General features: G+C 63.2%; 12 protein-coding genes. 7 read left to right on the plus strand and 5 right to left on the minus strand.

What is annotated here, in order from left to right; genetic code table 11:
• The first annotated feature begins 81 nt into the window (after window positions 1-81).
• Window positions 82-702 (plus strand): thiol-disulfide oxidoreductase DCC family protein, encoded by a 621-nt coding sequence (locus tag DLM86_RS18305; RefSeq protein ID WP_245954701.1) that lies wholly within the window; start codon window positions 82-84, stop codon window positions 700-702.
• A gap of 3 nt (window positions 703-705) precedes the next feature.
• On the opposite strand, the gene DLM86_RS18310 is transcribed toward DLM86_RS18305, so the two are convergent.
• The 3 genes from DLM86_RS18310 to DLM86_RS18320 all read right to left on the minus strand — a co-directional run bounded on the left by DLM86_RS18310 (window position 706) and on the right by DLM86_RS18320 (window position 3357).
• Complete coding sequence (locus DLM86_RS18310) at window positions 706-1626, minus strand: hypothetical protein (RefSeq protein ID WP_110841502.1); 921 nt, start codon at window positions 1624-1626, stop codon at window positions 706-708.
• 113 nt (window positions 1627-1739) lie between these two features.
• Window positions 1740-2279: a DinB family protein gene (locus tag DLM86_RS18315; RefSeq protein WP_110841503.1), complete on the minus strand. Its 540-nt coding sequence runs from the start codon at window positions 2277-2279 to the stop codon at window positions 1740-1742.
• 130 nt (window positions 2280-2409) lie between these two features.
• Window positions 2410-3357, minus strand: coding sequence for a helix-turn-helix transcriptional regulator (locus tag DLM86_RS18320; RefSeq protein WP_110841504.1), 948 nt, complete (start codon window positions 3355-3357; stop codon window positions 2410-2412).
• Between the two features lie 274 nt (window positions 3358-3631).
• Between DLM86_RS18320 and DLM86_RS18325 the strand changes: the two genes are divergently transcribed.
• The 5 genes from DLM86_RS18325 (at window position 3632) to DLM86_RS33100 (ending at window position 9903) form a co-directional block, all read left to right on the plus strand.
• On the plus strand, window positions 3632-3844 hold the full coding sequence (locus DLM86_RS18325) for a hypothetical protein (RefSeq protein ID WP_146250245.1): 213 nt from the start codon (window positions 3632-3634) through the stop codon (window positions 3842-3844).
• Window positions 3845-3977: 133 nt separating this feature from the next.
• On the plus strand, window positions 3978-4751 hold the full coding sequence (locus DLM86_RS33010) for a response regulator (RefSeq protein ID WP_110841506.1): 774 nt from the start codon (window positions 3978-3980) through the stop codon (window positions 4749-4751).
• Between the two features lie 4 nt (window positions 4752-4755).
• Complete coding sequence (locus DLM86_RS18335) at window positions 4756-6066, plus strand: adenylate/guanylate cyclase domain-containing protein (RefSeq protein WP_110841507.1); 1311 nt, start codon at window positions 4756-4758, stop codon at window positions 6064-6066.
• Window positions 6063-9098 carry an ATP-binding protein gene (locus DLM86_RS18340; RefSeq protein WP_110841508.1) on the plus strand — a complete coding sequence of 1012 codons (3036 nt, stop codon included), beginning with the start codon at window positions 6063-6065 and terminating at the stop codon, window positions 9096-9098. The genes DLM86_RS18335 and DLM86_RS18340 overlap by 4 nt, the downstream gene beginning before the upstream one ends.
• Before the next feature lie 37 nt (window positions 9099-9135).
• Window positions 9136-9903 (plus strand): response regulator, encoded by a 768-nt coding sequence (locus DLM86_RS33100; RefSeq protein WP_110841509.1) that lies wholly within the window; start codon window positions 9136-9138, stop codon window positions 9901-9903.
• A 100-nt stretch (window positions 9904-10003) separates the two neighbouring features.
• Here the strand turns inward: DLM86_RS33100 and DLM86_RS18350 are convergent, their stop codons facing one another.
• The gene (locus DLM86_RS18350; RefSeq protein WP_158289546.1) at window positions 10004-11656 is read right to left on the minus strand and encodes a right-handed parallel beta-helix repeat-containing protein; all 1653 of its coding nucleotides are present in this window, start codon (window positions 11654-11656) and stop codon (window positions 10004-10006) included.
• A 161-nt stretch (window positions 11657-11817) separates the two neighbouring features.
• Window positions 11818-12687 (minus strand): helix-turn-helix domain-containing protein, encoded by an 870-nt coding sequence (locus tag DLM86_RS18355; RefSeq protein WP_158289547.1) that lies wholly within the window; start codon window positions 12685-12687, stop codon window positions 11818-11820.
• A 125-nt stretch (window positions 12688-12812) separates the two neighbouring features.
• On the opposite strand from DLM86_RS18355, the gene DLM86_RS18360 reads away from it, so the two are divergent.
• Window positions 12813-15083 carry an FAD-dependent oxidoreductase gene (locus tag DLM86_RS18360; protein ID WP_110841512.1) on the plus strand — a complete coding sequence of 757 codons (2271 nt, stop codon included), beginning with the start codon at window positions 12813-12815 and terminating at the stop codon, window positions 15081-15083.
• Window positions 15084-15130: the final 47 nt, after the last annotated feature.

Below are 15130 nucleotides of genomic sequence, written 5' to 3' on the forward strand. Positions count from 1 at the left end.
GTAATGGATGGCGGAATTGCAGTCGACCTTGCACTACCGGATCCGAAGCGGAACGAATAGGCCAAGAGAGGCGGAGAGACGATGGCGAACAGGGTGAAGGAGCGGCAAAACGCGATCATTTTGTATGACGGTTCCTGCATCATGTGCAGCGCTATCGTCCGGTTCGTCATCGAGAGGGATCCGTACAAGCGGTTCCGGTTCGCCGCTCTCGATTCGGAGGCGGGACAGGCGATCTGGGAGGATGCGGCCTCGCGGTGCGGAAACTGGATGAAGCGCAAGCTTCGCGAGCTGGAACGAAGCGGAGGAGAGGGAAGGAACGGTGAAAGCAAGAGCGAAGGTCGCGGAGATGAGCGGGGCGAAGGGACTGGCCAAGAAGCCAGCCCAAAACGTGGCGAGGCCGCAGCCCGCGAGCGAGACCCGGCGGAAGCCGTCGGACGCTTCGCGAGCGAAAGCGACGGCTCGACGCCGGGCACGTTCATGCTCGTCGTCGACGGTCGAGCCTATATCCGTTCCCGGGCGGGGCTTGAGGTGCTACGTCGGCTGAACGGCCTATGGCCGCTGCTGTACGCCTTCGTCGCGGTGCCGGCCCCGTTGCGGGATCGGGTGTACGATTTCGTCGCGCGGAACCGGTATCGCTGGTTCGGCCGAAGCGACTCGTGCTTGATGCCGACGCCGGACACGGCCGATCGTTTTATCCGGTAACGGCTACGGATTGCCGAAGGAAGAATCGAACAAAAAGTCCGCCCATGCGTCGCACCCGACGGAAGAAGGGCCTTGTGCGGTCAACGCTCCGCACGCCAGGATCCAGTAGCCCTGCACCGGAAGCGACGCGTTGTCGATCGGCTGGAGCTTGTCGCCCGATACCGCGAACTTGGAGGCGTCCTTGATCGCATAGTTGACGGACGAGCCGTCGGCTTTCAGGCTGTAATAATAATACGGCGCCGGCCCCCCGGCCGGTCTCAGCCTGCTCCAATCCGCCTCATGAAGCATCCGGGCGAAACGCGACATCGGGACGGAGCGGTCATACTGCATCCAAGGACCGTCCAGTCGGCTCCGGCTGACGACGACCTCCGCATCGTCGGGGTCAAGCCTTGCCCGGTAGTAGACGAAGCCCCCTTCCGGCCGGCGGTCGAGCCATTCGTGCGCGAGCGTCAGCAGCTTTCCGTTTGCCTCGTAGCTCATTTCGAACTTCTCCAACCGGGCATCCCCCGAAACGGCGAACGCCGCCGTCACGTCCCCCCAGTGGCTCTCGAAATCGAATCGTCCCATACGCGTATCCGTCATGGCGATGCTCCGGTCGCGCTCGAACAGCCGGTTCTCGATAGAGGGCGATATGCCGTAGAGCATCAGCAGGCATAGGCCGAGAACGGCCGCCCCGAGCTTCGCCCGGCGGATCCGCTTCAGCCGGAAGAAGAGCAGGGCGAACGCGGCGAAGCCGAGCGGAAACCGAAAGTCGCCGGCAGCGATCGAGAATGCGCCCAATGCCAAACAACCGAGCAGCTTCGGCCCGAGCAGCGGTTCGTCCTCCCGCCTGCAGCGGTACAACCCGACCAGCGCGAGCAGCGAGACGGCAAGTGCGCCCGCGCCGACCCAAACGATCCATTTCGTCCCCTCCAGCTCCAGCAACGTTCCATCGCCCCTTGGCTTCGATTCCCTGCGACACCTTTACGTCCCATTATATACGCGAACGGGCGGTCGGAACCAGCGTCGCCGGTCCCGACCGCCCGATTTCGGCGGCGTCACGATTGAGGCTGCAGCAAAAACGCGTCCAGCCGTTCCTTTTGCAGCAGATGGTGGCGGAAATGCATCTCGACGAGCTCGAACCATTCCTTCGCGTTCAAGCCGCCGAAAGCGGGGTGCGGAACGGTGGCCGTTTCGGGAATGTCCGCCAGCGTCGGTTCGACGTCGCGCATCCGCCCGGCAAGCTCGTGAAGCGCCGCCGCCAGCTGCTCCTTGCTTTCCGGCTGAAGCGGCGTATAATGCGGAGACGGCTCGACGCGGACGCGGATGGGCGGAAAGCGACCGGCGGCAAAGGCGGCTTCACCGCGCTCGGATTTGCCGGCGTTCGCCGCCGGGTCCGGATCTTTCGTGCGGCACAGCTCGACGTTGCCGAGCTGCATCCGGTTCGCCGCGTTGATCAGATGGACGTACACTTGGCCGAGCGACCATTCGCCTTCGGCGGGGATGCGGGTCAGTTGGTCCATGTCGTAGCGGTCCAATTGTCGGACGTATTCGTGCGCGATTCGTTCAAATCGTTCCAGCGATTGCTTCGTGTTCATCTTGATCGGGCTCCCTTCGGATGTGGCTCGCTCCTTGGCGAAGCGAAGCTTTTTCGGCTTACCCGTCCTGCGTGAGGCGGTCGACCGTTGTATAGCTACACTATACCCGACCGCTACTGACAACAGCGTGTCAGTAGCTTTTCCGCATCGATTCAATTTGTTCGCGAACGGCTTCCCGCAGCGCCTCCGGCTCCAGCACGACCGCCTTCGCTCCCCAGCCGAGCACCCAATGCAGGACGTCCTCGGGCTGCCGCACCCGAAGCGTCACGAGCACGCCGCCCGAAGACGTCTCCATCGATTCCATATAAAAAGATCCCGTTTCCCGGAGCCGAGGCGCCATATCCGCCGGAAACGCCACTTTCACTTCGATGCGGCGGTCGTCGTCCGGCTTGTAGTCGTGCAGGTTGAAATCGGCCGGCCGCCGGAACCGCTCCTCCGTCAGCGCCAGCCCGTCGATCCGGCTCAGCCGGAAATGGCGAATGCCTCCGCGCATCCGGCAGCGCGCGACGAGCATCCAGTGGCCGCCGGCATGGACGAGCCCGTACGGCTCCGCCTCGCGCTCGCTTTCCCGGCTTTCGCCGTCGGCGCCGGGACGCGGCTTCGTGTAGCGGAACCGGACGACGCGCTCCTCCGCCACGGCGCGGCGCAGCGGCTCGAGCAGATCCCGGTCCCGGGCGTCGGCCGGAGCGCCGGCGGCGATCAGCCGCCACCCTTCGCGCGTTCGCGCCGCTTCCCGGCGCACCGGGTCGGGCAAGATCGCTTCGATTTTGCCCCGGGACGCGGCGGCTTTGGCGCGATACGCTTCGTCGTAGCGCTGCTCGACGAAGTCGAGGCCGAGCAGCAGCGTGACCGCTTCGTCCGCCGTGAAGCTGATCGGCGGCAGGAAATAGCCTTCCACAAGCGAATAGCCTTGGCCGGGCGATCCGACGATCGGCACGCCGGCTTCGCACAACGCCTGGACGTCGCGGTAAATCGTCCTGACGCTCGTCTCGAACGTTTCGGCCAAATCGACGGCGCGAAGCGTCCCTTTGCGCTGCAGCTCGAGGACGACGGCCAGCATCCGGTCCGTTTTGTTCATGGCGCACCGATCCTTTCCCGAAAGAGGGGGGAATGGCCCCCGTCCCTCTCGTTTTTCCTCCATCCTACTTCATTTCCGCTTCCGAATCCATCGGGATCGCCTTCCGTCCCGCCGGCTCCTCGACCAAGGTCGGGGAGCGAAACGGTCCCCGGGCCGTTTTGCCGGCCGCGGCGTTCCGGTAAGCTGGAATCATCATTATACGGAACAGGGCGGGTTGATCGGAATGGAATCGACGTGGACGACGGGGAACCGTGGCGATAGAGGGCATAATCGAATGAGGAACGGCTCGATCGGGGTGGGCCGGGCGCTCGGATCGTGGGCCGATCGAGCAGGGCGGCTCTGGCGCCGGCTGCGCGAATGGGGGGAGGAGGAAACCGGGACGTTCGCCGCGCGGATGATCGACGAGGAGGAGCTGCAGGACATGCGCATGCAGATCGAGCGGATGCGTCGCAAAATCGACAAATTCGGCGTCGGGGAAAGGTTGTAAGTCCCGGGAACCAACAAGATTTTACATGGGGTCGATTGTCGAAATGGGAGAAAAGTAATAGAATGAGAGAAGATAGGCTCGACCCCGTTCAAGGGGATTTTTCTTTTTTTACCAACCGGCGAGGAGAACAGAGATGAAGCGGATATTGATCGTGGACGATTCGGCCGTCATGCGCAAAAATTTGAAATCGATACTGGGCCGGGCCGGCTACGAGATCGCGGCCGAAGCGACGAACGGGGAAGAAGCGGTGCGCGCGTACGCGGAGCATAAGCCCGATCTCGTCACGATGGACGTGACGATGCCCGTCATGAACGGCATCGAGGCGGTGAAGCGAATCGTCGCCTCGGACGCGCAAGCGAAAATCGTCGTCATCAGCGCCTTCGATCAGCGCAGCATGCTGTTCGAGGCGATGGAGAACGGCGCAAGCCATTATATGATCAAGCCGATTACGTCGGAGAAGCTGTTGACCGTCGTGGACAAGCTGCTCGGCCCGGAAGCGGAGGTCCGCGCGGGAGCGGAGCCGCGGATGGAGCGCCCGAGCGGAACGGACAGCCGCTACGGGGCGAGTCCGGCCGGGGACGCTCCGCAGCCGGGGGCCGATCCGTTCGCGATCGAAAACCGGGACGGCAAATTCGTCGTCTCGCTGAATCCCCACCGGCTGGAGGAAGCCGCCGCATCCGTCCGGACGGCGATGCAGGGGCTGCTGTTCGTCAAGCCGTTGGCGGTCGCGTTTTATTTCCGGGGCGCGGCCTCGGTGAGCGAGACGGTGCTCGTCCGTTTCGCGGAGACGATCGATTCGGTCCTTCACGCGGGAGGGACGGCCGAATTTATCGCCGACGACGAAGAGGTCGTCCGCCAGCTTCGGCGAAGCAGAACCGATATTCCGGCTTCCGTGGCGGCGCGGTGACCGGATGAGCCGAAAGTCGCCGCCCTCCCGGCTGTACTTCGAGCTGCTGGCCGCTCTCGGCGGTTTCGTCGTCGTGCCCGCCGCACTCGTCATCGGGTGGATCGGAGCGGCGCTTCCTCCCTTCGATTCCGCGTCCGGCATCGTCTCGCCGGGCGGGGAAGCCGCTGCGGTCGCCGTCGTTCTGGCGCTCGGTACCGCGGGGTACGCGGCTTATTCGCGCCAGCTCGTCAACCGGCGCATCGAACGGCCGCTTCGTCAATTCCATGAAACGCTCGAGGACATTTCGGAAGGGTTTCTTCCCGACGAAATGCCCGAAGCGGCGTTCCGCGACGCGGAGGAGGGCATCGCCCGCGCGTTCCGGCAAGTGGTCGCGATTCATCATATGATGGTCAAAAACGTGGACAACTTGGAAAAAGGGTACGAGGAGGAGCGGCTCGCGAAGCTGAAGCAGGTCGAGCTGACGAACGCTTACGAGCGGTTCGTGCCGCACGAATTGTTAAGCTTCCTTCGGAAGGACAGCATTACGCAAGTCAAGCTCGGCGATCACGTCCTTCTCGATATGACCGTCCTGTTCTCGGATATGCGCTCCTTCACGACCCTCTCGGAGAAAATTACGCCCGAGCAAAACTTCCGCTTCCTGAACGAATACTTGATGGCGATGGAGCCGGTCGTGAAGCGGCACGGCGGCTTTATCGACAAATACATAGGAGACGCGATCATGGCGCTGTTCCATCCAGGCGCCGACGAGGCGGTCCGGGCGGCGGTCGCCATGATGGAGGAGCTCGGCCGGATCAACGCCGGGCGGTCCGCCTCCGGTTACGAGCCGCTGCGCATCGGCATCGGGCTCAATACGGGCGCGCTGATGCTCGGCATCGTCGGCGGGGAGAACCGGATGGAAGGCACCGTCATCGGCGATGCCGTCAATCTCGCCTCGCGGATGGAGGAGCTGAACAAAATATACGGCACGTCGGTGCTGGTATCCGAGCATACGGCGAACCGGCTGCGCCGTCCCGGCGATTTTCGGATCCGCAAGCTGGACCGTGTCACCGTAAAAGGCAAAACCGAGCCGATCGGCATCTACGAGGTATTCGACGCCGACCCGGACGAAAGCCGTAGCGCGAAGCTGGCGACACGGGAATCGTTCGAGCGGGCGGTGGCCGCCTTTCATGAAGGAAGGACGGCGGAGGCCGGGACGCTGTTCGAAGCCATTGCCGGACAAAACCCGCACGACCGGGCCGCCCGGCTGTACGCCGACCGGTGCCGCGCCCCTACAATCGGCCTTCGCGGCCTGACGAAAGAAGAGGATCCGTCGTGAGCCAACCTAACCCAAGCCCGCAACCGGGCCTGTCCCCCAAAACGGCTCCGGCCGTAGTCGGCGCTTATTCCGGCGGCAATCGCCGGACGCTGAAAAAGCGAATACGCCGGACGATCAATCTGGCCTCCTTGATCAATATCGTGTTATTCAGCTTGATCATGATCGTCGTCCTGAGCTTTTTGTTCAAGCCGATGTCGGCGTTTACCGCGAACATGGTCAGCCATACCGTGGCCGACTCGATGAACGGGGAGTCGTTTCTGCAGGAGCAAGGCATCGCTTCGCTGGAGCAGTTCGATCCGGAAGTTCCGCAGGCGGCCGAATGGCGCACCCGGATGGAGCAGGCGGGCAAAATCCAGACCTACCTGCCGCTGGAAGCGAAGGAAGCGATCGAGCAGGAGCTGGACAAGCAGCACCAGGAGCGGACCCATCCGGCGTTCACCGTCAACTGGGACGCCGAGATGGACGTCATCGACATCAAGGTGGAAATTGCGGATAAAGTCGTCTTCACGAACAAAGAACGGCTCGTCATGCTGAACGGTTTCTGGTTTGACAAGCTGTCGCACTTCTACAACGTCGAAGCGTCCCACCCGCTGCTCGACGCTAGCGGCAAGCAGGTCGGCAGCGTGACGGCCGTCGTCGCTCCGCAGGTGACGGTGGTTCTGCTGCTCGCCGCCGCCCTGCTGTTCATCGTGCTCGTCATCGTCGCGATGTGGATTACGAAGCTGATCAGCCGCCTGCTGTCGATTCCGGTGCTGACGCCGCTCGAGCAGCTGAACGCCAAAATTCGCGCGATGGCCGACGAGGACTACGAGTCGACGATGAACAGCCAAATCGTGCTGAACCGCCCGTTCCGGGAAATCGAGGAGCTCGCCGCCGGCACGAACCGGATCATGCAGAAGATGAAAGGGTACAACGAGCTGCTGCGGCACCAGAAGGCGACGCTCGAGGAGCAGACGCAAATTTTGGAGGAGCAGAAGCAGACGCTGGAGGATCAGAACGAGGAGCTGGAGGCGCAAAACGACGAGCTGTTCCGCTCGAAGCAGCTGCTGCAGGAGGCGCAGCGCAGCGTCGTCCGCAGCGAGCGGGCGATCCGCAACGTGCTCGACAACGCGGGCCAAGGGTTTTTGACGTTCGGTCCCGATTTCCGCATCGATCCGGATTACAGCCTGGAATGCACGAAGCTGTTCAACAAATCGCTCGAATATTTCACGTTCCCGGAGCTGATCGCGCTCGGGGACCCGGAGCAGCAGCGTTTCCTCGAAAGCCTGCTCGCGAAAATGTTCCACGAAACCGACCCGTACAAGCGATCCGTCTATATGCCGCTCTTGACCGACGAAATCGAGGTGAACGGCCGCCATATCCATATCGGCTACAAGCTGATCCCGAACGCCAACGACGAGACGTCGGAGTCGTTCATGGCGATTTTGACCGACATTACGGAGAAGCGGGAGATGCAAAGCCAGATGGAGGCGGAACGGAACATTTTGAAAATGGTCGTGAAGGTGATCGTCGATTACGGGGATTACACCGAATGCGTGCGCGACTTCAAAAACTTCCACGACATCGAGCTCGCCGAGCTGCTGAACGGGCCGGAGCCGATGCGGACGAAGCTGCTTCACGTGTATCGGGACGTCCATACGTTCAAAGGCAATTTCGCCCAGTTCGGCTTGACGCACGTCGTGGAACGGCTGCATGCGCTCGAAAACGAGCTGAGCGAGCTGCTGCGAAGCTCGGACGGGCTGACGCTCGCGGAAGTATCGGGGGCTGCCCGGCGCTGGGATTTCCGCGGCTGGCTGCAGCGGGACGTGGAGGTGCTCGAGTCGGTGCTCGGCGAATCGTTCCTCGTCCAGCAGGACGTGCTTCTGATCGACAAGTCGAAAATAATCGAGATCGAGAAAAAGATGCTCGCCATCTTGTCGCCGGGCGAATGCAAGCTGCTGCTGCCCGATTTGCGCAAGCTGCGGTACCGGCCGTTCAAGGAGCTGCTCAAATCGTATCCGGATTACGTGGCCGGCTTGGCGGAGCGGATGGAGAAGCTCGTCGCTCCGTTCGAGGTGCGCGGAGAGGAGGTCGTCGCCGATTCGGAGACGTATTACGACTTCTCCCGGTCGCTCATTCACGTGTTCCGCAACATCGTCGATCATGCGATCGAGCCGGCTGACGAACGGGTGGCGGCCGGCAAAGACGAATACGGACGGATCGACTGCGACATTCGGCTCGAGGGCCGAAGCCTGGTCGTCACGATCCGCGACGACGGCAAAGGGATCGACCCGGCGCTCATTCGCGAAAAAGCGCTGGAGCGGAGGATGGCTTCGGCGGAGGAGCTGGACGGGATGAGCGACCGCGACGTCATCCAGCTCGTCTTCGGCGACGAATTTTCGACGCGGGATCAAGTGTCCGACCTGTCGGGCCGGGGCATCGGCCTGTCGTCGGTGCGTGCGGAGGCGGAGCGGCTCGGCGGGTCCGCCAAAGTCGAATCGACGGTCGGCGTCGGATCGACGTTCACGTTCGAGCTCCCGTACGAGGAGCTGACCGGCCTGCCGGACATCGAGTTTCCGGTCATGATCCGACCGCTGATCGACCATACGAAGTCGTACTTCAACGAGTGCGTCGACACCCGGATCGAAGCGGAGGACGGGTTCCGGATGTATGCGACGGACAAGCTGGCGCTTCAGCGCGTGACCGCCTTCGTGACGGTGAAGGGAGCGCTGGAAGGGATGTTCGTCATGACGATGGACGAGGGGCTCGCCCGGACGCTCGTTCGCGGGATCGTGCTCGATCCGCTCGAGCCGGCGGAGGAAGAAGCGCTCTTGGAGGACTGCCTGGCGGAGACGGCGAATACGATATTGGGCAATTCGTTCCGCATGTTCCAGTCGCTGGCCGACTTTATGCTGATGGAGCCGCCGATTACGTTCAATACCGAAGGAGCTTCGGTCAAGTACGCGGACTCCGAAATATGGACGTGCCGGATGAAGTCCGCCGCCGGCGAGCTCGCGATCAGCTTCGTGAATATGAAGAAGACGAGCGCATGACGCGTTTGTTGCCTAACCAAAGGGGAGAGATCCGACAATGGCCAGCATTCTAATCGTGGACGATTCGATCCTGATGCGGCGCAATCTGCGCATGCTGCTGACGGAAGCGGGGCATGAAGTGGTAGCCGAGGCGTCCAACGGCTTCGAAGCCTACAAGGAATACGTGAGGACGCAGCCCGATCTCGTGACGATGGACATTACGATGCCCGTCATGAGCGGTCTGGACGCGGTCAAAAAAATAATCGCCACGTATCCGCAGGCGAACATCATCATGATCAGCGCTCTCGACCAAAAAAGCATGGTGTTCGAGGCGATCCAGAACGGAGCGAAGCATTACATCCTGAAGCCGATTACGATCGAGAAAATATTGCATACGGTGGAAGAGGTGCTCAAGCTGCCCAAGGAGAGCTCGCGCTTCGACGACGACCATCCGCTGAGCGAGCTGGAGGCGAAGGCGAGCATCGTGGACCACAACGCGCCGCCGTTCTCGATCGACAACAAAAACGGGATTTTCATCGTGACGGTCCGCTCCCATCTCGATCAGGCGAGCCTGGACGCGATCGGCATCGCGGTGCAAGGATTTTTGTTCATCAAGCCGCTCAAGGTCGTCGTCAATTTCGGGCAGGTCGAGTCGCTGGAGGAGGCGTACCTGCAAACGCTGATCGAATATATCCGGAACATTCAGGGGGCCGGCGGTATCGTCAAAATCGTCGCCCGCAGCATGACGCTCATTCCGGTGCTAAAGGTGAAGGACGATCAATTGTTCCATACGATCTATACCGATATGACACAAATTATATTGTAGGCGCAGGCTAAGCGAGAAGGAGCCGTTCCCGGCGGGGGACGGCTCCTTTTCTTGCCCGATCGGCGGCGGACGGGGGCTCGTGCTTCTGCACGGCATCGTCTTAACGGCGAACGCGGCGTGCCTTTCGCGCCTTGCAGCGGACGAGGCGCTTCCGCTTCAGCCGGATGCGGCGCGCATGACGGCGCCTGCGCCGGAGGCGCCGAACGCGGCGTTTGACGAGTCGAACGCGGCGTACGGCGGGCCGGCCGGGACAAGCGGCCGGCTTCGCCTCGCTGTCGGCCAAGGCGGCTTGTGCGGCGTACGGCTCGGAGCGGGCTGCGGCGGCGGCGGCTCCGGCCTCGGCCAAGGCGGCCTGCGCCGCGGCAAGCGCCGCATCGGACGCGGCGAGAGCGGCACGAACGGCGGCGAGCTCGGCCTGCGACGCGCCCAGGGCGGACAACGTCCCGGCAAGATCGGTACGTGCGAGGTCCAACGCGCCTTGCGCCGCCGTCAGCTCGGCCCGGGCGGACGCCAATACCGACTCGGCGGCGGCCAGCCGGGCCTGCGTCGACGCGAGCTCGGCCTGCAAGGCCGCGAGCTCGGCTTGCGCCGCGGCCAGCGAAGCCTGCAGCGCGGCGTTTTGCGCCTGCGACGCCGCGAGGGCGGCCAGTGCGGCGGCGAGCTGCTCCTCGACGGTCGGACCGATCGGGTCGGCGTCCAGGAAGGGGATGAATTCCGAGACGGCCGGGGCGTTGTTGTCGATGACGGCATCCCCCGTCCCGCCCGGATTGGCCGGGTTGGCCGGTCCCGTCGCGCTTCCCCACCAGTTGTTGGTGGCTTCCAGTCTCCTGTTCGGAAGCGTGTCGTCGTACGCGTTCGGATCGATCAGCAGGCCGGCGTTCGCGTTTCCTTGAATGCTGTTGGCTATGGCGCGGATATTCGTGTTGGGCGTCGCCAAAAAGATCGTGTTGACATAGATGGCGTTGCTGATGCCGTCGTGCAGCACGTTGCCTTCGATCTCCGTCAACGTATTGCCGCCCCCCAAAAAGATGGCGCTGCCCTGCGTATTGCGCATCCGGTTGTCCCGTATTTTCACGTTCGTCGTATTCGTGAGCGCAATCGAATTGTCGTCGATCATGTCGTTGTTGGAGATGACGATGTTCGCTTGAGGGAGCAGGGGGGAGCCGAACGATCCGGCGGCGAAGTTGATGGAGGCGGCGGGGGTGTGGCCGGTAAACCGGTTGGAGTCGATCAGGACGTTGACGGAGCCGTTTTGGGTGTAGATGCCGTTTCCGCCGGCGCCGCCGGGCTGATTATTGGCGATCAAGGCGTTCCGGCGAACTTGCGAAAACGTATTGCCGGCGCCCGTGACGGTATCGATCGACAATCCGCCCTCGTTGTTTTGGATCACATTATTAAAAATCCAGTACCCGGAAAAGGCCGGGGACGTAAAAATCCCGAACCCCGTCGCGTTATTCCGAACCGTGAAGCCGTCGAAGACGACGTTCGCCGCATTCAGCTGGACGCTTCCGGTAACGTCGGTAATCTCGATAATCGATTCCGCGGCGGGACCCGCGGAACGGGTCCGGGCGTCGACACCCGCCTGGGCGCCCAGCAGTTGAATCGTCTTGGTGACGACGATCGGCCCGCCTTCGCTGGCGTTCGTATAGAAGCCCGGCGCGACGCGAATCGTATCGTAGGGTTGGACGAGCGGGCTGGCGATCGCCCCGTTGATCGTGGCGAAATCCCCGGGTACGGTCCATTCGTTGGCCATGTCGGCATACCTCCTTTTCGCAGCATGCTTGCGTCGAATGAGCTGGCAGTCTCTTATTGCTACTACCTTATTCAATCGGGCTTTTGCCGACCGGGCCTTTGATAGGGGACAGGGACCCATTTATTCGGACGTTCGGCCATCTTCGCTTACGGTTCGACGGGCTACAGCCGATGGCGCTTGCGGTATTCGCTCGGCGCCAATCCGACCCGTGCCGCGAACAGCCGGCTCAAGTAATAGCCCGACGCATAGCCGCAGGCCGCGGCGATACGGTCCACCGTCAGGCGCGTCTCCCGGAGCAGGCGGCAAGCCCGCTCGATCCGGACGGACGTCAAGTAATCGCCGGGCGTCATCCGGTAGGCAGCGCGGAACCGGCGAATCAGCTGTACCGGGCTGAGCCCGAGCTCGGCCGAAAGCTGCTTGACGCCGTAAGGCTCGGCATATCGTTCCTCGAGCTTGCGGGCCGCCTGCGCCATCAGGTCGTCGGGAGCGGAGCGGGACGAACGGCCGGACGACGAATCGGTGAGCCGTTCGAGACACCACGATGTCCAGATGTCGTTCCAATAATGGCTCAGCAGCGGGTAGGAGGAAGGGAGCCCGAGCGAGCCGATCCGCCTCCACTTGGCGAACGAATCGAACAGCCGCCCGCGATCGCTGGGCGTGAATCGTACCGGGAGGGGCGGTCCGGCGTTCGGAGCCGGCACGAGGTCGATCCGCAGAAGCGCGAAGTGAAACGTCAGCGCCTCCGACACGAGCGTCCGGCGGAACGGGACGGAGGGCGGGCACAGCACGAGGTCACCGCTGCCGGCCGTGCCGGACGACTCGCCGATGCCGTACGCGAAAGCGCCGCTTTCGACGGCGAACAGACACCACGCGTCGTACTTGTCCGTCTCGAGCAAAAATTCGCGCTTGGCGTCCCAATACGTATAGCCGGTCATCGTCCAGCGCAGCTCCTCCCAGCCGGGCGCCGCTTCGACGATCGGTTCTCTCCCCGCCTGCGGCGAAGCCGCAGCCCCCTTATCCGCATCCTTCATGGCAGCCGTCTCCCTCCATGTGAAATAAAAGACACAAAAGTCGATCGTTTCGTCCATTTTCGCCAAAAACGACGGTGGTATGATGAAATTATATACATCATACTCCAGTATAAGGTGGTTTGGCTATGCGCGAAGAAACGGTGAGAGCGGATATAACCGTCGTCGGCGGCGGCTTGGCCGGCGTATCGGCGGCCATTGCGGCGGCCCGGCTCGGGCGGACCGTCTCGCTTGTGAACAACCGGCCGGTGCTCGGCGGCAATTCCAGCAGCGAGGTGCGCGTCTGGGTTTGCGGGGCGACGGCGCACGGGACGAACCGGTATGCGCGGGAAACCGGCATCATGGGCGAGCTGTTCGTCGAGAACCAATACCGCAACCCGGACGGCAATCCGTATATATGGGATACGGTCGTGCTGGAAGCGGTCCGGGCGGAGCCGAATATCCGGCTGTTCCTCAATACCGACGTTCACGAGGTGGAGGCGGACGGCGACGAGCACGATCGCACGATCCGCTCGGTGACGGGGTGGATGATGGGCTCGGAACGGCGAATCCGCTTCGAGAGCGACCTGTTCCTCGACTGCACCGGCGACGGGCTCGTCGGGTTCCTCGCCGGGGCGAAATACCGGATCGGCCGCGAGGCGAAGCACGAATACGACGAGGAATGGGCGCCCGAGGTCGCCGACGATATCACGCTCGGCAGCACGCTTCTGTTCTATACGAAAGATGCCGGCCAACCGGTGAAGTACGTGCCGCCGTCGTTCACCAAAAACATCGAGCAAACCTCGATCCCGATGCGGCGCGTCATCCGCAGCGGCGACTCCGGCTGTCACTACTGGTGGATCGAATGGGGCGGGGAGCTCGATACGGTGCACGACAACGAGCGGATCCGCGACGAGCTGTGGTCGGTCATTTACGGCATTTGGGACTATATCAAAAATTCCGGCAAATTCGACGCCGCGAACATGACGCTCGAATGGGTCGGATCGATCCCCGGCAAACGCGAATACCGCCGGTTCGTCGGCGATTACGTGCTGAACCAGAACGACATACTCGCCCAGCGCGAATTCGACGACGGGGTCGCCATCGGCGGCTGGTCGATCGACCTGCATCCGCCGCAAGGGATGTACGCCGCGGAGAGCGGCTCGAAGCATCTGTACGCGGACGGCGTCTACCACGTCCCGTTCCGCTCGCTCTACTCCGTGAACGTGCGCAACATGCTGATGGCCGGCCGCGACATCAGCGCGTCGCACGTCGCCTTCGGCACGACGCGCGTCATGGCGACGTGCGCCGTCATCGGCGAAGCCGCCGGCACCGCGGCGGCGCTGTGCGCGGCCAAGGGCGTCGCGCCCCGGCAGCTGTACGCCGAGCACCTCGGCGAGCTGCGGCAGACGCTGCTGCGCCAGGACGCGTCGATCGTCGGCCTCCGCAACGCGGACGGCCGCGATCTCGCGCTGGGCGCGCGAGCGACCGCCTCCAGCTCGCTCGCCGCGCTCGGCGTGGAGCGCGCCGGCGGAGAGCGCCACCGGCTCGCGCGCGACGCCGCGCTGCTGTTCCCCGTCGAGCCGCGGCTTGACGGCATCGAGCTGCTGATCGACGCGGACGCGGCGACGACGGTGAACGTCGAGTTGTGGGATACCGGTCGCAAGGAAAACTACGTGCCGCATACGCTGCGGGCGAAGGCGAGCGCCTCCGTCCGGCCGGGCGAGAAGCAGTGGGTGCGATTCGGGCTGACGTGGGAGCCGGGCGAGCCGCAGAACGCCTTCGTCGTCGTGAAGGCGAATGCCGCCGTCCAGCTGCACCACGCCGCCGAGCCGCTGTCGGGCGTCCTTATCTTCTTCAAGGGGGAGGAGCCGCAAGTACCCGTCAACTTGGAGGAGAAGAAGCCGGATCAGCCGATCGTGCTGTGGCGGATGAACCGCAAGGCGCGCCAGCCGTTCTGCTTCCGCGCCGATCCGTCGACGTCCGCCTATGCGCCGGACAAAGCGGTGAACGGGTATCATAGGCCGTACGGAGGCCCGCAGCAATGGATGTCCGCGCCCATGCGCGACGGGGCGGAGGAATGGCTGCAGCTGGAATGGGACCGGCCGTCGAAGCTGGCGGAGCTTCATTTGACGTTCAACGACGACGTCAACGAAGATTTGATCAACCTGCACCATCACCGGACGCCGTTCGAAATCGTGCCGGAGCTCGTGAGGAATTACCGGGTGGAGGCGCGCGTCGGCGGGGAGTGGAGAACGCTGCTGCGCGAAACCGGCAACCGGAAGCGGAAGCGGGTGCATCGGCTGGCGGAGCCGGTGGAGGCCGATCGGCTGAAGGTGGTCGTGGAGGAAACGAACGGGAGCCGCTACGCGGAGATCGTCGAGGTGCGCGCGTACGGTCCCGACGGCGCGGGGGCGTAAGGCCAGCGATAAAAAGAACGGTTCGTCGAGCTTGCGAACGCTCGACG

The sequence above is a fragment of the Paenibacillus flagellatus genome (genome assembly GCF_003217775.1).
Lineage (GTDB): Bacteria > Bacillota > Bacilli > Paenibacillales > NBRC-103111 > Paenibacillus_AB > Paenibacillus_AB flagellatus.